The organism is Mesorhizobium sp. M1B.F.Ca.ET.045.04.1.1 (assembly GCF_003952465.1).
GTDB lineage: Bacteria > Pseudomonadota > Alphaproteobacteria > Rhizobiales > Rhizobiaceae > Mesorhizobium > Mesorhizobium shonense.
In genome coordinates this window covers 7,371,314-7,389,960 of record NZ_CP034448.1, presented here as the reverse complement: position 1 = coordinate 7,389,960, position 18,647 = coordinate 7,371,314, and the positions used below count along the sequence as shown (strand labels likewise).

20 protein-coding genes and 1 pseudogene are annotated in these 18,647 nt (G+C 60.5%); 13 read left to right on the top strand and 8 right to left on the bottom strand.

The window, feature by feature from the left end; translation table 11 throughout:
• Positions 1–965: 965 nt before the first annotated feature.
• Positions 966–2,255, bottom strand: coding sequence for an O-antigen ligase family protein (locus EJ071_RS36455; RefSeq protein WP_126102163.1), 1,290 nt, complete (start codon positions 2,253–2,255; stop codon positions 966–968).
• 465 nt (positions 2,256–2,720) lie between these two features.
• Between EJ071_RS36455 and EJ071_RS36450 the strand changes: the two genes are divergently transcribed.
• Positions 2,721–2,957 carry a hypothetical protein gene (locus EJ071_RS36450; RefSeq protein WP_126102162.1) on the top strand — a complete coding sequence of 79 codons (237 nt, stop codon included), beginning with the start codon at positions 2,721–2,723 and terminating at the stop codon, positions 2,955–2,957.
• Positions 2,958–3,060: 103 nt separating this feature from the next.
• Here EJ071_RS36450 and EJ071_RS36445 read toward each other — a convergent pair whose 3' ends face one another.
• Positions 3,061–3,324, bottom strand: coding sequence for a hypothetical protein (locus EJ071_RS36445; protein ID WP_126102161.1), 264 nt, complete (start codon positions 3,322–3,324; stop codon positions 3,061–3,063).
• Positions 3,325–3,939: 615 nt separating this feature from the next.
• Between EJ071_RS36445 and EJ071_RS36440 the strand changes: the two genes are divergently transcribed.
• The 3 genes from EJ071_RS36440 (at position 3,940) to EJ071_RS36430 (ending at position 5,515) form a co-directional block, all read left to right on the top strand.
• Positions 3,940–4,218: a DUF2285 domain-containing protein gene (locus EJ071_RS36440; RefSeq protein ID WP_126102160.1), complete on the top strand. Its 279-nt coding sequence runs from the start codon at positions 3,940–3,942 to the stop codon at positions 4,216–4,218.
• A gap of 97 nt (positions 4,219–4,315) precedes the next feature.
• Complete coding sequence (locus EJ071_RS36435) at positions 4,316–4,864, top strand: DnaJ domain-containing protein (RefSeq protein WP_126102159.1); 549 nt, start codon at positions 4,316–4,318, stop codon at positions 4,862–4,864.
• 240 nt (positions 4,865–5,104) lie between these two features.
• Positions 5,105–5,515 carry a hypothetical protein gene (locus EJ071_RS36430; protein ID WP_126102158.1) on the top strand — a complete coding sequence of 137 codons (411 nt, stop codon included), beginning with the start codon at positions 5,105–5,107 and terminating at the stop codon, positions 5,513–5,515.
• A gap of 200 nt (positions 5,516–5,715) precedes the next feature.
• Here EJ071_RS36430 and istB read toward each other — a convergent pair whose 3' ends face one another.
• Both istB and istA read right to left on the bottom strand, forming a co-directional pair.
• Entirely contained in the window at positions 5,716–6,531 is an 816-nt protein-coding gene (gene istB / locus EJ071_RS36425; RefSeq protein WP_126102157.1) for an IS21-like element helper ATPase IstB, read from the bottom strand.
• A complete protein-coding gene (istA, locus tag EJ071_RS36420; protein ID WP_189521597.1) occupies positions 6,531–7,994 on the bottom strand; it encodes an IS21 family transposase in 1,464 nt (487 codons plus the stop codon). The genes istB and istA overlap by 1 nt, the downstream gene beginning before the upstream one ends.
• A 298-nt stretch (positions 7,995–8,292) precedes the next feature.
• On the opposite strand from istA, the gene EJ071_RS36415 reads away from it, so the two are divergent.
• A complete protein-coding gene (locus EJ071_RS36415; protein WP_126102155.1) occupies positions 8,293–8,994 on the top strand; it encodes a hypothetical protein in 702 nt (233 codons plus the stop codon).
• 15 nt (positions 8,995–9,009) lie between these two features.
• On the opposite strand, the gene EJ071_RS36410 is transcribed toward EJ071_RS36415, so the two are convergent.
• Complete coding sequence (locus tag EJ071_RS36410; RefSeq protein WP_189521354.1) at positions 9,010–9,474, bottom strand: DUF995 domain-containing protein; 465 nt, start codon at positions 9,472–9,474, stop codon at positions 9,010–9,012.
• An 823-nt stretch (positions 9,475–10,297) separates the two neighbouring features.
• Here EJ071_RS36410 and EJ071_RS36405 point away from each other — a divergent pair.
• Both EJ071_RS36405 and EJ071_RS36400 read left to right on the top strand, forming a co-directional pair.
• Positions 10,298–12,328, top strand: coding sequence for an EAL domain-containing protein (locus EJ071_RS36405; protein ID WP_189521353.1), 2,031 nt, complete (start codon positions 10,298–10,300; stop codon positions 12,326–12,328).
• Positions 12,329–12,649: 321 nt separating this feature from the next.
• On the top strand, positions 12,650–13,330 hold the full coding sequence (locus EJ071_RS36400) for an SDR family NAD(P)-dependent oxidoreductase (RefSeq protein ID WP_126102153.1): 681 nt from the start codon (positions 12,650–12,652) through the stop codon (positions 13,328–13,330).
• Positions 13,331–13,468: 138 nt separating this feature from the next.
• Here EJ071_RS36400 and EJ071_RS36395 read toward each other — a convergent pair whose 3' ends face one another.
• Positions 13,469–13,726, bottom strand: a complete 258-nt coding sequence (locus EJ071_RS36395) for a hypothetical protein (protein ID WP_126102152.1) — start codon at positions 13,724–13,726, stop codon at positions 13,469–13,471.
• A 520-nt stretch (positions 13,727–14,246) separates the two neighbouring features.
• On the opposite strand from EJ071_RS36395, the gene EJ071_RS36390 reads away from it, so the two are divergent.
• On the top strand, positions 14,247–15,176 hold the full coding sequence (locus EJ071_RS36390) for a LysR family transcriptional regulator (RefSeq protein WP_126102151.1): 930 nt from the start codon (positions 14,247–14,249) through the stop codon (positions 15,174–15,176).
• Between the two features lie 168 nt (positions 15,177–15,344).
• Here EJ071_RS36390 and EJ071_RS38910 read toward each other — a convergent pair whose 3' ends face one another.
• A complete protein-coding gene (locus tag EJ071_RS38910) occupies positions 15,345–15,620 on the bottom strand; it encodes a hypothetical protein (protein WP_189521352.1) in 276 nt (91 codons plus the stop codon).
• A 482-nt stretch (positions 15,621–16,102) separates the two neighbouring features.
• On the opposite strand from EJ071_RS38910, the gene EJ071_RS36380 reads away from it, so the two are divergent.
• Genes EJ071_RS36380 through arsC form a run of 4 tightly spaced genes read left to right on the top strand, consistent with a single transcriptional unit; the run spans position 16,103 to position 17,969 of the window.
• Complete coding sequence (locus tag EJ071_RS36380) at positions 16,103–16,444, top strand: metalloregulator ArsR/SmtB family transcription factor (protein ID WP_126102150.1); 342 nt, start codon at positions 16,103–16,105, stop codon at positions 16,442–16,444.
• Positions 16,441–16,866, top strand: a complete 426-nt coding sequence (gene arsN2, locus EJ071_RS36375) for an arsenic resistance N-acetyltransferase ArsN2 (RefSeq protein WP_126102149.1) — start codon at positions 16,441–16,443, stop codon at positions 16,864–16,866. Before EJ071_RS36380 ends, arsN2 begins: the two co-directional genes overlap by 4 nt.
• 9 nt (positions 16,867–16,875) lie before the next feature.
• Positions 16,876–17,574: an MIP/aquaporin family protein gene (locus tag EJ071_RS36370; protein WP_126102148.1), complete on the top strand. Its 699-nt coding sequence runs from the start codon at positions 16,876–16,878 to the stop codon at positions 17,572–17,574.
• On the top strand, positions 17,571–17,969 hold the full coding sequence (arsC, locus tag EJ071_RS36365; protein ID WP_126102147.1) for an arsenate reductase (glutaredoxin): 399 nt from the start codon (positions 17,571–17,573) through the stop codon (positions 17,967–17,969). The genes EJ071_RS36370 and arsC overlap by 4 nt, the downstream gene beginning before the upstream one ends.
• 19 nt (positions 17,970–17,988) lie before the next feature.
• On the opposite strand, the gene EJ071_RS36360 is transcribed toward arsC, so the two are convergent.
• Positions 17,989–18,252: a hypothetical protein gene (locus EJ071_RS36360; protein WP_126102146.1), complete on the bottom strand. Its 264-nt coding sequence runs from the start codon at positions 18,250–18,252 to the stop codon at positions 17,989–17,991.
• Here EJ071_RS36360 and EJ071_RS36355 point away from each other — a divergent pair.
• Positions 18,231–18,555 (top strand): annotated as a pseudogene (locus EJ071_RS36355) (cytochrome P450); the annotation flags it as partial. The gene EJ071_RS36360 and the pseudogene EJ071_RS36355 overlap by 22 nt on opposite strands.
• Positions 18,556–18,647: the final 92 nt, after the last annotated feature.

Genomic DNA, 18,647 nt, shown 5'->3' with positions numbered 1-18,647 from the left:
TGCCATGCCTTCGGCGCAAAAGCTGTTGGCGGTGGCCCGGTGCGCTTGTGGCCGGAATGAACGACACGAAGGTAGTCGATGGCCTCCAGCAATGGCCGGCCGGCAGGAGCCGGCGCCGAGATCGAGGCCGGCGAGCAGACTCGGCGTGTAGGTGATCTTCCGACTGTGTTTCCTGAGTCCTGAGTTCGGTAAAATAGGTATGGTCGTGAGGCTCGGCGAGTGCGCCGACACGCTCGACAGCGGCATCAAGTGCCTGCCTGTTGATCGGGTCGAAGATCGCGGTGCGGAAAGCATCGTCGGGCGTTTCGGGATCGAGGACAACGATCGCCGCGTCGTAGCGACCTTAATCTGGCCTGCTTGGCGGCCGAGGACGCCGCCGAGACCATTGATGTTGTGACCGCATCGAACAGATCGAATCGGCAAGGTGCTGCGCCTAACCAAGATCGACCAAATGCCGCGGCTCTAAAGCGTTCACGGGCGAGATGAGCCTTATTGGCCCCGTCCATGCCTTCGACGCAGGCGGAGATGATCGGACACCGGCAGCGGCTGACACCGGGCCTGCCGACACTTTTTCCAGATCAGCGGACGCCCGCCCGTCAGCGAGCAGTCAGCAGCCGCATTAGCGCGGCCATGTTTCGGTCGGTACCCTCGCCAAAACGGCTGCAGGAGCAATGCCGTGGCATCTTGCGGCCCGCCGAGAAACAGGCGCCGATCACTTTATCTCGCTTTCGCGCTCGAGCGGCCATAGGCACATTGCGGGGCAGGGGACGTCGCTTCGTCGATGATCCCCTTGAAGCCGCGGCCTACGTCACGGCATTTGTTGAGTGCGGCGCGGTGAACGAGGCGCCGGACGGCGTCGCTCCGCACCAAGTCCATCCGTGCAGCGCGATGCGATCCGTACCTGTGTCGCAGCCGGCCAGCGATCCGGCGTCCGATGAAGGCCGTCGCTCTGGTAACCAAAACCTTCACGGTGGATGGCTGGCAAGCGGCACCACGCCAAGCGCGCATTTTCCCATCGGCGATACGGTTCGCCCGCAAGCCAGATAGGTTCCGGAAATCATAAACACCATCAGGACCGAGTCGAGAATGTCGTGGCCGATGATGATCCCCGTCATCCCGCCGATCAGATATGTGATGACGGTGACGATGAGCATTGTCGCGCCGAACCGTTCCACCGGCTCGCCGCTGAGGCGCAGCACCTTCGTCGCATTCCTGGTCGCGACGACGAAGATCGCTGCCAGGGCGAGCGCGCCCACCGCTCCGGCCTGCACCAATGCCGTCAGGAAGCCGCTGTGGTAATGATTGAACCCTGCGGCCATGCCGAACTGGTCGTGGAAGCCCTGTTTCATCAACGTCCGGCTGGCCGAGATGCCATGACCGAAAATAGGCATCTCGCGAAATGCGCCGAGACCGATCTCCCACATCGCCACGCGCAGGCCGAGTGCGGTGTTGTAGTCGCCTCTGGCGGTCAGCGCATCCCAGTCGCTGAACAGGAAATCGGCTCGTCCTGCGATGATCGGAAATCCGAGCGCGGCGACGACCAGGCATGCCGCCCCCGTAACTATCGCCAGACGCGTCAAACTAACGGCCATGAACCTGTGCCGGTTGATCAGCAGGATGGCAATGATCGCGATTAACATGGCCACCCAGATCATGCGGGACTCCGAATAGATGATGGCCACCGCTCCGGCGAGCGCCGCAACAGCGAGCAGCTTCCAGTCCTTCACGATCCCTGAAAGCGCGCCGGCAAGGCACATCATGACGGCAAGGCAGGTCACCGTCGCGAACACAATTGCATTCCCGGCACCGCCCTCGGCTCTCGTGCCGATCCAGTGGTACTGGACAATCGCGATTGCCAAGGCGCCGCAACATGCGGCAGCACTTGCCAGCACGGCGATGCGCGCAAGGGTGACTTTGTCCGTGCTGCTCCAGGTCGAATAGGAGATCGGGAAGAACAGCAAGGTGATCAGCGGCAGGAAATATTTCAGGTCCGCCCCGAGCGCGCCGTCGACGGTAGAGGCCAGCACCATGGCCGCGCAATAGGCATAGATCGACGCCGTCATGGCGAGCATCGGCCGGTCGAAGTTGAACTGCCGTCGCCTCAAGGCAACCAGCAGCACTGAGCACGCGCCGCCGGCATTGAACGCGACGCTCACCGCCGACCCGAGCACTGGCGAAAGGAAACAGACAATCGAAAAGTAAATGTTGGTTTGTGTGGGCGTCAAGTGGCGCCGAAGGGATGAAAGCGATTTCAATGCTTAGCTTCCGCAGTTCGGGTTACGGGCTGCCCTGCCGATGATGGCGAATGGCTGCCGCGCCGGTATAGCGGCTGGCACCGGTCTCCGATAGGGCAGCTGGCTGATCTGGGACCGAAAAATAGCTCATGTGTCTTGTAAGCAGACGACTGCGGCGATGAGCATTCCGTGTCCGTAGCAACAGTTCAAGGGGGGCGCGTTCGTCACTTTCGACCTGCAAGAATGACGCGACCAATGGCGGTCAGTTCCTTGTGATCAATGGCGGAAGAGCATGAATCGGCTTCTATCTGGCTCCTGAAACAAATGTCCCGCCCGCGGATCCACAAGACATCGGTCATAAAGAAACATTGTAAGGAGTTGCCGCAAGTCTTGCGATGCCGCCGGAAAGGTGCAAAGAATCGGGGCGGGTAGAGAAATGGGCGAGATCGCCGGAACCGGAAGCGGTTGCGACGCTCGGTTGGGCAAATGTATTTTCCGCAGTTTATTGTGGGAATGACGGCAACGCTCCTAGTGGTCCTAGGCTGGACCTATGCGTCCACGGGATCGGTCTGGGAGTCGCTGGGCTGGACATTCCTGGCCGGCGCGTTTCTGCAGGCAGGCTACTTCGTGGCCGTGCTGTGGCTCGTGCATACCGAAGGCCGCGTGACGGACGATACCAAGGCGACCGACGCAAGCGCCGCCAACCTGCCCGGTCCGTTCTAGCGGACGGGCGTCTCCAAGCGCTCATCTCACGCCTTTTCCAGAGCCTGCTGCTTAACGGTCCGGCGTTTATGTCTAAAGCGCGCCAAGATGTTTCACATTCGCTTCAGGCGCTGCAGGTCTTTTTGATCTTGCGCGTGTGTTTGTCCCAGAACCAGTTCTCAGTTTCGGGAGACATGTTTTGAATTTTGACGGCTTTCCCTATTACCGTCCCCAGACGGCTTGCGGCGGCGCAATGCGCGGCACGGTGACCAAGGGTTCTGTCGGTGCTGCTCTCGAGAGTTACGAGATCGAAGGCATGGTATGTCCTTCCGCGGTATTCCTTGATTTGCTGGTCGTGGCGGATAGAGAGGCTGGAGAACGCAAGCAAGGAACTAAACCGGTCTCATACCTCGCGGCTGGTGGCCAGGGTCTACCTGTTGTGGTGCTCTTGAGCGCAGGGCGAGTAACAGGCTGGCCTTTACCGCCACCTCATCGAGGGTAAGACGGTTTATCTCAAAGCGGTTGCCGCCAGTTCCGGGCTGTACCGGGTAATAAGATATTCCAGCTTTTGGCGATTGAAGATGCTTGGCTGTTTTCGGGCGAAGGCGGAGCCCCGCTAGCTGAGCGTGTTCCGTGCGTCTCCCCAAGTCGCGCTGCATTTTGCGGATTTCACTGGTATTGTGTCCCACAGTGGAGCAAAAGCGCGGTCAGATAGAGTTCGATCGCATGGATCGCCGACAATCTGAACGGTGCTTGACTAAGCGGCTTGCCCGATCGGCCGGACTGAAGGAGCAAGTTCGCCGCCCTTCGGCACTCTTCACCCAACTCGTGGAGCTGATGCGGGGAGGCCAGCTCCCTCGGATATTTTTGTTCTTTGTCCATCATTTTCCGCGAAGTAAGTGTTATGAGGGGAACTCTCAGGAACTAGAGCCTTCTACGCTGCTGGGTTGAACCGCCACAGACAAGCCACTCTCCTCACCGAACCTACACAGGAACGGAACGCATGCTCCAGCCCTTGCTCGACCCAGACGTCGCCGATGAAGCGCCGAATGACTCGGTCTTGACCGGCTACGACGAGGAGAGGCTGATTTTATACTTTCGACTGTTGGATGCCGAAGCTGAAGGCGTAGGTTGGCAAAAGGTGGCCAAAATCGTCCTGAAGATTGATCCGGGGAAGGAACCCGAACGCGCATACCGAGCATGGGCAAGCCATCTTGCGCGCGCCCGTTGGATGGCCACGGGTGGCTACAAATACCTCCTGTTCGGTGGCGTGCCACATTGAGTGGACCTCATATTCTGCTTTGTCGATTAGGGCGGGCCGCTTGCCTGATCCCACAGGTGACCGGATTTTTGTGCATACTCCAGGGGGCGTGACGAAAATGTTCACCGATTACTACGAACTTTTAGAGATCAGTCCGAACGCCAACGCGGAAACGATCGAGCGGATATTCCGCTATTTCGCCATGCGATACCATCCTGACAACCGGGAGACGGGGAATGAGTCGCGCTTCAGCGATATAGTGGAAGCTCACAATACGCTCAAAGATCCGGCTAAGCGCGCGCAGTACGACATTCAGTACAAGCATCACTTGGGTCGCGGCAAGGAATTGTCCGAGCAGGCGAGGGATGGCAAGGGCTTCGAAAGGGACAGCATCATTCAGCTTAAGGTGCTCTCGCTACTTTACGCGCGGCGCCGACAAGACGTTCACAATCCTGGCATTGGCGATGAAGAACTGGAGCGCTTATCCGGGTGTCCGCGTGAGCACCTTGAGTTTCATCTCTGGTATTTGAAATCAAAAGGTTGGGTAGCAAGGACCGAAAATGGCATGTTCGCCATCACCGTGGAGGGGATTGACCGGGCCGACAGCGAGCGCCGCCGTGAGACCCCCGCGGCTGTCAAGTTGCTCGATCATGCCCAGGCTGGATGACTCCGTCTCGCGCGCGGCTAGGTGTGTCCGATTTAATTAGACAGCGCACCGCTGTCGTGAGGCCTGAATATCTCACTGCGTCCCGACAATTTTCCATTGTCGATAGAGGCTCGCTTGGGCAATCCGGCGGGCCGAGAAGCGAGTAAGTACGGCTAAGGGCCTAAAGAGCTGCAGACCCACGTCCATGCTTGAATTGTAAGACCCCCTGCGCTTACCTTGTGCCTCACTGCGGGGGCGGGGATGGGTACAACATTCGACTTAGGAGCCATCAGCGCGGCCTTCTCGGTGGCTGCGCTCGACCCGACGCGATGGGACGCCGCGATGGAGGTGGCAGAGAAAGCCACCGAAAGCGCTGGCGCTCTTCTGTTCGATCTGAAAGGGCATTTTCCTCGCATCCCGCGCAGCCGATCTCTGGAAGCGGCGTTTGAACGCTATGTGGAAGACGGATGGATTCATCGGGATGAGCGGTACCGTCTGATCCCCTTCCTGTCGCGGCGGGGCGTCACCACGGATCTAGATCTTTTCACGGCCGACGACATCGCGAAGCTCCCATACTATCAGGAGTTCCTGTCGCCTTTGGGACTCCGTTGGTATGCTGCTGTGAAAGTCGCCGCGGGCGACGACTTCTGGTGTATCTCGCTGCAGCTGTAGCACGACGATTATGGAGACCGGTCGGCGGCGATTATGATGGCCGGTGGAAGGCGGCGCCGAGTGGTGTGATTTGGGTATCACCGGGTCGGTTGTCTGGCAACTGGCCAGCGACAATTATCGGAGTTGTAATTGTCGCTGGGGCATTGTGGCGAGCTGGCGTCGGCCGCGGATCTGCGGCGAGTAATTGTCCTCAGCGGCAATTAGGATGACGGGTTGGGCGGGTCGTCTGGTTCATCGTTGACGTTTTGCGGGCCGGCGCCGCGGGCGACGGCGGCTCGCTTACGATAGCTCTCACCGTTCATCTCGATGATGGTGGAGTGGTGCACGAGACGGTCTATGGCCGCGACCGTCATGGCGGGACCTGGAAAAACGTCCGACCATCCGGAGAAGGGCTCGTTGGCGGTGATGGCGATTGAGTGTCGTTCGTATCGGTGAGCGATGAGCTCGAACAGGGCACTGGTCTCCAGCTGGTCCTTTCGTACGTAAGACAGCTCGTCGAGTACAATGAGATCGTACTTGTCGAGTTTGTCGAGCATCGAGGGGAGACTGAGCTCGCGGCGAGCGGCCTGAAGCTTCTGCACCATTTCGGTGGTTGTGGAAAACAGGACGCGGCGACCGGCATCGATGAGGGCGTGGCCGATGGCGGCGATCACGTGCGTCTTGCCGGTGCCGCTCTGACCAAAAATGAGGATGTTGCCGCCGCTTTCGATCCAGCCTTCGCCCGTGGCCAGGGAAAGCAAATGGGGCTTTCGGACGCCGGAAGGAAAGTCGAAATCGAAAGTGGCGAAGGTCTTGCCGGCAGGCAAGCCGGACTGTTCGCGATGGCGCTGGATGCGTCGAGAGGCGCGCTCGGCCATCTCGATCTCGAGCAGACAGGCGAGAAGGTTGGCCGCGGGCCAGCCATCGCGATCGGCGGTGTCGGTGAGATGCTTCCAGTTGCGGCTGATGCTGGGCAGGCGCAGTGCCGACAGCAGGGTGGGCAGCACGGCGGCGGCCTGATCCTTGGTCCTGCTCATCACAGCACCTGTGCGTTGGCGAGCAAATGGTTGTACCCGGCGAAATCGGGCGGCGGGATGGTGACGTCGACACGGCTTCTGACCGTGGGCAGGAACTCGCTCTTCAGCTTGGCGACATTGGGGAGTTTGCCTCTATCGAGCGCGGCCTCGATACGCAGGGCCAGAGCATCGACGCAGTTGCCGTTAGCGGCGATATCGAGGAGAGCGACCATGTCGCGGCAGGCCTGCCGGGCATCGAGAGCGGCATCGAGCGCCTGCCATGCCCTGGTATAGGCATGGGTGGGGAACAAGGCATTGCGGTAGACCAGATAGCGCAGGGCCTGGGGCTTGCGCTTCAGGTTGCCGATGAAGTGCCGGAAATCGATATTGTGTCCTCGCTCCGCATGTTTGACGCGGACCCGGGCGGCTGTCATCACCTGGTCCGGCCCGAGGAAGAGCTCAACCCGGTCATCGTAGAGATGGGCATGGAGGCGGTAGCCGATGAGGCGCGAGGGTACCGAATAGGTGATACGGTCGACGCTAATGGTGCTGTTGCGGGTGACGTCTGCGCTGACCAGGGTAAAATCCGTGGTTCGCTTCGGCGGCAGCGGCTTGAGGACGCGGCGCTCGTCATCCACGAGCCTGGCCCGGCGTCGGTTCTGCTTGGCCACCTCCTGATCGACGAAGCGGCGGTAGTCCTGGATGCTGTCGAAATCGCGGCTGCCGCGGCGGCGCAGGGCCTGATCGAGCCGGCGCTTCAGGTGGCCATTGGGAGCTTCGATTGAACCGTTCTCATGGGCGACACCTTTGTTGTTGCGCGTCGGCGTCATGCCATAATGTCGGCACAGCGCTTCATAGTTGCGGGTGAAATCGCGCTGGGCGTCGGCGTCGAGGTTCTTGTAGGCGGCCGATAGCGAGTCGCTGCGCAGCTCGGCGGGTGCGCCTCCCAGCTTCCACAGCGCATCCTGCAGATGCTCGGACAGTGCGGTGAAGCTCTCTCCACCCAGCACGACCGCTGAATCCTCCCAGCCGCTGCTGGCGAGGCGAAAATGAAAGAGGCGATGGTCGAAGCGCTGGGCGGCGATGGTGACGTGCAAATCGTCAGCGACGGTGAAATCCAGGAGGCCTTGCCGGCCGATCTCGTGATGCTGTGGGAAGAAGATCTCCTTCTCGCCCCCATTCAGGGCCCGCCACCGGGCAATCCGGCGCTCGAGTGTCCGCCTGACGCCATCGGGGACGGCGGCCTCCCCGAACTCGTCCTGCAAAGTCTCGAAAATGGTGACGGAGAGGATGCCTGGGATCTTCAGCAGCTCCTCCACGCGTGGCCATATCTGTTCGAGGGGGTCAGGCCGGGTACGCCAGTGCCGCTCGCGCTTCTTCTGGGATGGCAGCTGCGGATTCTTGTCGATCCGGCGTGCACTTCGTTCGCTGATACCGGCCTTGGCGGCCGCAACGGCCTGGGTGTGGTGACGACGCTGAGACATGTAACGATGTACCTGTTGATCGGTGATGTGGAGGCCAGGCATCGGTACCTATCGCTGCTATGTTCGATAGGTGTTCCGATACCACCACTCCACGCGCCCCGATCAGATTCCCCTCGCAAGGGGCTTCTGTCGCGCCCGCCCGTCAGACCCGCTCTCCGGTCGGGGCTCCGCCCCTCCCTACAACCGGGCCCGACGGGCGATCCCACCGGCCATCATAGTCGTCGCTGAACCGGCCACCGTAGTTGTCGCCGCGCAGCAGCGCTCGATCGAGAGGGGGCCGTTCTCGCCTGCGGAACTCATGGAACTGGATGAACTGTCCAGAGCCCTGGGGTCGTCGGTTGCAGTTGCGCGAGCGCTCGGTTTCGCTCGGGCCGAGGCCGGGCTCGAAGCCTTCAGCGCCAGCGCAAAGGCGGCAATCATGGTCGACAGGTACGGGAAGGTGCTTCTCCTGAACCCGGCGGCCGAGGCCTTGCTGGGTTCGAGCCTCCAAGTCCGCTTCGGCCGCCTGGTGTCCTGGAGCAAGGACGCCACGGATGCGCTCGAGCGATCGTTGCGGGAACTCCTATGGATCAGTACTCCCTCAGCTACGACGCCTCCGGTTATGCTCCCCCGCATCGAGGGTCGCCCCTTGATAGCGTATCCGATGCGCCTAGGAGCGGTTTCGCCGAATGCCCTCGCGCCATGCCAGGCGGTAATCGTAATCCTTGATCCAGACTCGGATCCGCGACCACCGGAGACGATGTTGCGGTCCTATTTCGGGCTCACGGCAGCGGAGGCGGGACTGGCTAGCCATGTCTCGTCCGGCCGGAAGCTCGAGTCCATCGCCCACGAACTCGGCATTTCCTACGAGACCGCCCGCAACCATCTCAAGGCAGGCGATCTTCGCAAAGACCCAAACCCACCGTCAGTCGGAGCTTGCCGCTGTCCTCGCCAGATTGGCCGTCGCGCCGCCTCGCTGGCGAAAGAATTAAGAATTCAGACGACGCGCCTGCGTTGCTGACGCATCCGCACACGCTTACTCGCCGCCCATCGCGGCGAACTTCTTGGAGACGAGGTCTCCCTTCTTGTATTCCTTCATCCGCTCGATGGCATATCCGTTCACCTGGTCCGGCTTGGACCCGTCATAGTGGACCGTCCACAGCGAGTAGACCTTATTTCCCGCGCGCCAGAATGCGTTGCAGTCGGTGTAGGTCTTGGGGTCGCCCTTCGACTTGTTGTACATGCATTGTTCGTTGCCTTTGACGACCCACGTGCCTTGGAAAATGCTCTTCGCCTTGGGTTTGCCGAACACGCCCTTGGTGGTGCCGCTGGGATCGTAGTAGACATCCGAGGCCTTGTAGACGCCCGTCTTGCCGCTGTAGATCGCGCGTACTTCATCTGCCGAGAGCGGCGTCGCCCCCGTCGGCAGCTTGTCAGCCACGGCGGTGACTGTGGTCGCTCCGAGGATAATTCCAGTAATGGAAGCTAACAGGAAATGCATCTCGCTCCTCCGTAATCGTGTCGCGCCTATCTCTTGGTCGAACAGCCGCCTGCTTGAAGTTCCCTCGCAAGCGGGCGAAGGAACTATGCTGTGGCTGCGAGAGAGGCGCATGACCCGTTTGGGTTAGGTTCGTCACCCGGGAATGGACCCAGACGCCGCGCCAGGAAGCCTTACTGTGCCGTTCAACCAGCATGGAGATCCTCAGCGCCTCTGTCCGCGTGACGCCAAGAAGAACGTAGCCATCGAATTCGGCTACGTTCTTCTTGGCAGCGTCCCAGACCAGCCAGTTCCCGCCGGGGTCAAACAGCGGCTCGTAGAGGCCCCCGCCCATTAAAGGCACGATCCTGATCCTAGCCTCCATCACGCACCTGTGACGCCTCTTATATCCGTAGGCTAGGCATTCACCCATGCAGAGACATCCCCCATTTGGGTCGTGGATAAAGCGCGGCCGATAGTCAGGCGAAGTCCCTCGGTTTCAGACGAAACCGTCAGGCCATCGAAACTTGGCCAGATATCCCGTGCAGGCATAGTCGTCGCGGTAGGTATCCACGTACGTCTCGGTCGAGGGCGCTGCGTTCTTTCACCGGGTTGGAGATAGTCCCCCTGGTCCATGCCGACGCTGCATATGGCCTCGACTGTTGCCGGCACTGGTTGTCATCTCAGTGAGCGGGATAAGCGGTAAAGAATCTTCCAATGCAGCCTGGTGGCCAAGACCATTCTTATCAGCATCTTTCACGCAACTGACTCTTTATTGAGAGATGCGCCGTAAGCCACATAATACCTTAACCCGATTTTCACGCCATATGCCTAGTCAGTGGCTATCATGAGACAGTGCAAGCAGTTGGCCGCAGGCCCTTCCCGTTGGGTCCAAAACGAAGCCGTTGAAGTCGGAATCCTGCACGACCAGTTCGCCGATCTGAGGAAGGGGATATTCATCTCCATGCCCATCTGCACGGCGCTGCCGGCCCTGATCATGGCCGTGCAGACGCTTTCGGGCAGCGGTCTTGCTGCGGCGCTTTGGTTTGCGGGTATCAGCGTCATTAATGGCACACGCGTAGCAATTGCCTTCACCCAGTCAGAGAAACCGGACAGTGGGCCGAAAGCGGTCGTCTTCCGGCTTTCCCTCTATGGGGTGCTTGCCCTGGCCTCGGCCGTCGCTTGGTCTTTTTTGGCCGTGTTGACGGACGGGTACACGACATCCCAAACGCCGCTCTGTCTGATCATCTTGGCAGGGGCGTCGGCCTGCTCGGTCGCCTGTGCAACATCCTACTCACCCGCTTCGATCAACTTCATGACCCCGCCGCTTCTGGTCGCCGCCGGATGCGCGTTGGCGAAAGGCGGTATCGAAGACTCTGTCCTGGCCTTCACCATCCTGCTTTTTCTCGCCGGGATGATCAGAAGCGCGCATATTGGACAGACCCGGTTCCGGGAGACGAGCCGCCTCAAATACGAGGCGAGGGTGGTAGCGGACGAGATGGAGCGACACGCCAGGCGCGATCCGCTGACGGGCCTGCTCAATAGGCATGGGCTTGAGCACGCCATCTCCCGTCTCGGACACTCCGAGGGTCCGTTCGTAGCCATGCTGATCGACCTGGACGGCTTCAAGTCTGTCAACGATACCTACGGCCACAACATCGGGGACGAGCTGCTGGTCAAGGTTGCGAGCAGGATAGAGGCGCACGCGCCGGAAGGGGCAACGATCGCGCGCATCGGCGGAGACGAGTTCGTGTTGCTCTTTACCGCTCCGCAATCCGGGCATCAGACTGAGAAACTTGCATCCTCAATCATCTCTACTATCGCCGGACCCGATCCCGCATTGAATTCGGTGCGGGTCGGCGCTTCGGTCGGCATCTATGTATCCGAGAAACCAAGACTGACGGAGATGCTGCTGCGGGCGGACTTCGCACTCTATGAGGCAAAGCGCAGCGGCAGGAACGAATATTGTGTCTTCGATGCCGAACTCGATCGGGCGCTCGAACGCAAGCGCTGCATCGAGCGCGATTTGCGCGGGGCCATCGAAGCCGGAGCGCTTTGCTCTTGGTTCCAGCCGGTCGTACGACTGGACACGCATGCTGTCGTCGGCTTCGAAGCGCTGCTGCGCTGGCAGCATCCAATCCATGGGATCGTCGCCCCACTGGAGATCGTCGCCGCAGCGCGCGAAGCCGGAGCGCTTTCCTTGCTGACCGAAACTGTATTCCTCAACTGCTGTTCTATGATCGAAACGCTAATGACAGATGGGCGCCAGGATCTGCGGGTCGCAATGAATGTCTCGCCGGGCGAACTCGAGGCAGGCAATCTGGACCACATCATACTGGACGGCTTGAAAGCCAGGAACATTCCAACGGCAATGCTGGAGATTGAAATCACGGAGGAAGCGCCGATCCATTGTGGCGCGGTTAGCGAAAAGGTGGGGCGCCTCGCGGACGCTGGCATATCGATCGTGCTTGATGATTTTGGCACCGGCTTTTCAACCCTGGTCTCGCTGAAGGATAGCCGTATCCGCAAGATCAAGGTCGACAAGGACTTCGTCCGCGACCTTGCCAAGTCCGTGGAGGATCAGGCCCTTGTCAAAGCGGTAATCGATCTCGGGCGAACGCTGGAGATCGAGGTGATGGCGGAGGGCGTCGAAACTGACGCGGACCGCATGATCCTGCGCTCGCTCGGTTGCGCGATTGCGCAGGGGTTTCTCTTCTCGGGGGCACTTCCCCCAGCCGATGCGCTCGCGTTCGAGCCGGGACGTACCGAATGCTCCATCGCAGCGGAAGTCTTCTTCGATCCGCCAGCGCTGTCGCGACGCGGTCCCTTGAGGGGGCGCGCAGCCGAGCGTCCCGATGCAGGATTCAGGGTCCGGTAGCAGAATCCTACTGCGTTAATGGCCTGCGCCGACTCGTGTTAGCGCAGCTTGGCTTAGTGTTGCCCAAAAACCCGCTGGCCGATCCATCCGGCCCAGCCGTCTTGCCCTGTTCCGGTGCGCTCCATTCGCTGCGCTTCCGTTGTTGGGGACAAACCAGCTAGGGCGCTCTCTCCCTGGGATCGTCAGAGCACGACCAACAGACGCAATTCCGAAACGATGCCCCAGCCGAAATCGCCGCTCTGCGAAACGACCGGAGGCCTCAATTCTCACTTCGCATAGCTGTCATTGCTCCGTCATGCCCCTCCGATAGGGGCGTTCGGCATGAAAAAGACGATGCTAATCACCGGTGCAGGACGCGGAATCGGGCGCGCGCTTGCTGCCTTTGCGTTCCAACAGGGGGATGACGTCATTGCATTGATGCGTACGAGTGTCAGTGAGGCGTTCGGCGGAGAAGTTTTCTGCGGAGTCGATGTTACGAACCAACGGGCGCTAGACCGCGTTGCCGCGGCTCTCCGGGACCGGCCGATCGATCTTCTGGTCAACAATGCTGGGATTATTGGTCCGGAGCGCCAATCCACTCTCGACATGGACTTCGACGGTTTTCGTCGCGCGTTGGAAGTGAATACGCTGGCACCGCTGCGCGTCGTGCAGACCTTTCTTCCCAATCTGCGCGCCGCGCGAGACCGTGCTGGCATCGCCCGGATCGTGACGATCTCCAGCCAGATGGGCAGGATGAACTATACGAAGTCCGATCGGATCGCCTATCGCGCATCCAAAGCGGCGGTGAACAAGGTCATGCAGGGTTTGGCAACCGATCTCGCCGGCGAGTTGATCGCGGTGAGGGTCGTTGATCCCGGATGGGCGCGAACGGAAATGGGCGGACCCAATGCCACGGTCGAGGTCGCGGACGCCGCCGCCGGCATCCACGCGCGGGCGTGGGAGCTCAATATGGCATTGACTGGAAGCTTCGTGGATTATCGCGGCAAGACCGTGTCATGGTAGCTGTTTTGTGGTGTCAAATATGGGAGGCAGGCCCCGCGCTCGACGCTGCTGTCGGCCGAGCACAGGAACCCAGCCATGATCTCGAGCCCGTCGAAGCAAATGATCCGGAACTACCCTCTGGACCTTAGCGAGGCGGGTTTACGGGCCGATGATGTGGACGAGCCCGGGCGCGCGTTCTTCAGTTTCGCCGACGACGACCACACCACCGGCTTCGGCGGCGGCTTGGAGCTTAGCGCGAGATTTTTGCTGACGCGTTCCATCGTCATCGTCCCAGACGCTCGAAGCAGAGGGCTCGCCGGAGATCGCCAATGTGAGCTTTTCTGAGCTTATCCTCGTTGCAGGCGGCTCGGCCTTCCAATCGAGCGTGCTCTTCCGGAAGACGGATAAAGCCGCCATTGGCATACGCCGGCCGGCTCTGTGGCGTGCCCACATTCGCGTGTTTCGCCAAGGCGCCATAAGCCGTTCGCCAGGAGCAGGAAACCGCCGTACGCAAGAGTAATATAATCGGTTGATGGCTGGTCAAGATGATGTCAGCCACGCAGGGCCTTGCTCCTGCAGCAACGCCTCAAAATTTCTCCGTCTGTTCGGTGAGCATGCGCGGCGGCTTGGCTTTGTCGGGGCCTTGGTACGACCAGTATTTTAATGAGCCTTGTTCTCAAAGTTAAGAAATCGAGTGGCCTGCCGTGGGCTAGTCGGTGAAAACGATGCTGTTGCCCGCCGAAAGGCTGATTCTTGTTGGATAGCGCCCGCGAAATAGTAGCTCTCGCCGGTGACGACTAAGCTGCTAGAGATTCCTTGCTTTGTCCAGCTACGCAGCTCTGGCGCCGTTGCGGTGGTATTGATGCTTGCTGCCTATCTCCTTTCCAGATAGGCATATTGAACGCTGGAGATCGCGCTCCAGCCGGATATGCTTACCGTGGAAATCAGGCAGCTAAGATACTTCGTAGGCGTGGTCGACGCGGGCAGTTTTACGAAGGCGGCTTCGCTCCTTCACGTGGCGCAGAGCGCGCTTAGCTTGCATGTGCGTCAGCTTGAAGAACGCTTTGGTACCCAGCTGCTTGTACGTGACCGGACCGGTGTGACCGTGACGGCTTCCGGAGCGAAGCTGCTCGAGCGGGCGCGGACAATTTTAGAGGAAATTCATCTCACTGAAGCGGAACTGACCAACACGGTAATCTCCCCTGCGGGGGAGGTCACAATAGCCATTCCGTCCGGGGCCGCCCGCGTCCTGAGCGGACCGTTGCTGGAATCGGTAATGAACGAGCTGCCGCGGATTTCGCTCAAGATGATCGAAGGCATGACCGGACCGCTTGAGGAATGGATGGCTGCTGGCCGGTTCAATCTGGCGGTGCTTTATCGAACCGCCGAAACCGTGGGTCACACGATGGTGCTGGCACGCGAAGAATTTTGCTTGGTGGTGCCGGCAGGTGAGCCGCCTTTCGAAGATTCGATACCTCTTGCCGATCTGCACGCATTTCCGCTGGCAGTTCCTATGCGTAGCAACAACACCAGGCGATCGGTCGCAGATGTCGTTGCACAGCACGGGTGCGTGCTGGACGTAAGATTTGAGGTCGATTCGCTTTCAACAATCGTCAATATGGTGATCGAGGGGAAGGCATATTCCATACTTACCCCGTCGGCCGTTCACAAAGAAGCCTCTGAGGGACTGGTCCGGACTGTTAGAATTGTCGATCCGGTGATTACCCGGTCGGTTGTGCTTGCCGTAAATCCGACAGATGAACGTTCTCCGGCTGTCTCCGCTGTCCGTAAGCTCATCCCTAAGGTCGCCAGAACATTGATTGAAAGCCGGTGCTGGTCAGCCACACTTCCGGACAACAACGCCTGACCAACGGAGGTCGCGTGTCTTGGAGGCGGCGAATGAAGGAGCCTCGGCGCGTCATGCCGCGGCGCCGACGGGGCGCGGACATCGAGCGTGATCTTTGGATTACCTAGGGATCGGCGAGACGAGAAGGCCACTTGAAGGGGAAGGCAGCTTACGCGACTGTAGTCCTCGTTAACACAGGTTGCCGATGATGCGTAAAGTCAAGGCCGCGCCCTTGGTGCCGACGGAAATCCATGTCAGCACGGTTCGCGATGAAGCAGGCGCGCTTGGCGTTCTTTCAATCCGAACCACGGAAGGCTTGCTGGACGTCGCGCTTGACCGCCAGGCGGCCGATGCCATCATCAGTGCCATCGGGTCGATACGTCCGAAGCTATAGCGAAAAAGAAAGCCCGTAAGCCGCGCTGTGGGTCTTATACGGGAGCTCAGATGCGGGAAGATCTTCATCATCCCCTCCACGCCCTTAGTTTGTGTCACCATCACGAAGTCTCAATGAAGCCTCGTTAGGCCACACTTGCCGATCGCCAAGCGTCAACCGATAGCCCTCGTTCAAGCTAGGTATGATGTTTAGTGCCTCGCGTGCCGAATAGAAAACCGCGATTGGCACGGGAGTTCCGCCCTGTTCCACACGCTCCAGGCGGTATGCCTCCCGGCGCTCCGGTTTGTCTTCGTCAGTCACCGAGCTTCCCCCCAACGAAGCATATTTAGTCGCTGCTTTGTGACGCTTTGATGAGAGTGGGGCTGAGAGGCTCAGCGCCAGCGGCTAAGTCTCCCTGACTTCCGTCACGCGGGAACGTGTCCCTTGTGGGCGGCCAGAACGCCGAGCAGATCGCCCCGGCCAGATCCAACAGTCCGCGTCGGGACGATTTTCAGTTGTCAGGAGCATGGATGCACGCTACCCGTCACTTCTATATTTCGAGGATCATTGAAACGTGGATGAGCGGGGAGCCTTGATCGCCTTCGGCGCGCTGTCGCAGGAAACGCGGCTGCGGTCGCTGGTGATTGCCGGACCCGATGGGATCGCCGCAGGTTCACTCGCCGAACAGCTCGAGGTCTCTCCCTCCAATGTCAGCTTCCACGTGAAGCAACTGGAGCGCGCTGGCCTGGTGAGTGCGCGGCGAGAGGCCCGCTCGATCGTCTACAGTGCCGAATATGACGCGCTTTCCGGCCTCATCCGCTTCCTGATGGAGGATTGCTGTTCGGGCCGGCCGGAAATCTGCATGCATCCGCTTGCCGCTCCTTGTTGTCAGCCGGGCGAGGGGGCCGGTCAATGATCGTTGAAGCCATCGAGGCGAACAATCCGGAACTCCGCTTAGCGCTTGGCGGAGCGGCGACGCCGGTGGATGATCTCGATGATGCTCATCGCACTTTCTTTCGTTTCGTCGACGAGGGGCAGACGATCGGCTTCGCCGGATTGGAAACGTACGGACCGAACGCACTCCTACGCTCTTTAGTCATTCTGCCAGAAGCTCGCAGCATAGGGCTTGGCCGACGCGCGACCGGCTTGTTGCTCGAGCAAGCGCGGGCTGCCGGTGCCGCCCATGCTTATCTGCTGACAATCGATGCGGTGCCGTTCTTCGCGGACATGGGCTTCGAAGTGGTAGTGCGGCTGGACGCACCGGCCGAGATCCTGGCGACGCGGCAGGCCGAGTCGCTCTGTTCTTCAACCGCCGTGCTAATGGCGCGACCAATATAGGCCCATGACATGTCCGTCTTCAATCTTCCGCGACGGGCTGTTGCCGAAGCGCTTGGCACTGGTCTGCTGGTCGCAACCGTTGTCGGCTCCGGCATCATGGGCGAGACGCTGGCGCATGACACGGCGCTGGCGCTGCTCGGCAACACGCTGGCGACCGGCGCCATGCTGGTGGTGTTGATCACCATCCTCGGGCCGATCTCCGGCGCGCATTTCAATCCGGCCGTCTCGCTGGTGTTCTGCCTGAACCGGACGCTGCCAGCCCGCGATCTTCCGGTCTATCTGGTCGCGCAGGTTATCGGCGGGATAGCCGGCACGGTCGCGGCGCATCTCATGTTCGCCTTGCCGGTGCTGGAGATTGCCACGAAACTCCGTGCTGGCCCCGCGCAATGGTTCTCCGAAGCCGTTGCGACGTTCGGGCTCGTCGCCGTCATTCTCGCCGGCCTCCGCTTCGAGCAGCGCGCCGTGCCATGGCTGGTTGGCCTCTACATCACCGCCGCCTACTGGTTCACCGCGTCCACGTCCTTCGCCAATCCGGCCATCGCGCTGGCACGGTCGCTCACCAATACGTTTTCCGGTATCAGACCGCTCGATCTGCCGGGCTTCATCGTCGCCGAATTGCTCGGCGCCTTGATCGCGCTAGCTCTGATGGGTTGGCTGCTGCGGCCCGGGATCGGCCCACGTTCCCATCCACTGAAAGCAAAGTCATGACGGTCACGATCTATCACAATCCCGCTTGCGGTACCTCGCGCAACACGCTCGCCATGATCCGCGCCAGCGGCGAAGATCCGGTGGTGATCGAATATCTCAAGACGCCGCCGAGCCGCGAGCGGCTGGTCGCGCTGATCTCGGCGCTGGGCCTCACGCCGCGCGAGCTGCTGCGGGAGAAGGGGACGCCTTATGCCGAGCTTGGCCTCGCCGACCCCAAATGGCGCGACGACGAGCTGATCGATTTGATGCTCGCCCACCCGATCCCCATCAACAGGCCGATCGTCGAGACGCCGAAAGGCACCAGGCTCTGCCGGCCGTCGGAAGCGGTGCTGCCGCTGCTCGACAATCCGCCGCGCGAGTTCGTCAAGGAAGACGGCGAGAAGATCGCCCTGTAGCGGAACAACCCTTTGCCGTTCACTGGGCCTCACGCGCGAACGGCTCGATGCCTAACCGACGAAACAGTGCGCAGTCCTTGTCCTCTCCCGGATTTTCGGCGATCAGCAAGCCAATGTTTGTGCTTGCGCAAAGTCCCTTAATGCATCCCGGGCTAATGAGACCTTGAAATCCAAGGTCGCCGCCGCGACGCCAGGATGCTGCCGGGATAAACCAGATGCCGGATTCGGGATCCTCCCGCAGCTCCAGCAGCGGCTTGGGAAGGTCCGTATCTGCTGCCCGCATCGATCGACGAGATATTGCGGATGCATGCACCGCTCATCGCCAACCGGCGGGTGACGACGAGGCCGGTGGAAATCGGAGGGCGCAAGATCGCCGCCGGCGAGCGGGTCACGCTTATGTGGGCTTCGGCGAACAGTGGCATCCATGTCTGCCCCGGCGCGCAACTGGCGCGGCTGGAGTTGCGCGTCGTCATGGAGGAATTGTTGGGGGCGGACCCGCAATATAGCATTGGCGCCGGGCACGCAGCCAACGATCGCCATCTATCCGGCAAGCGGGTTTTCCAGTCTGCCCACGCTCATCAGGTAGTTTGCCTGTCACCCTCGCCCTGTTCTTGGGCCTTCGACATTGAGTGATCGGGGTATTTCACATTCGAACGAGACTCGATTCCTTCCGCGTCG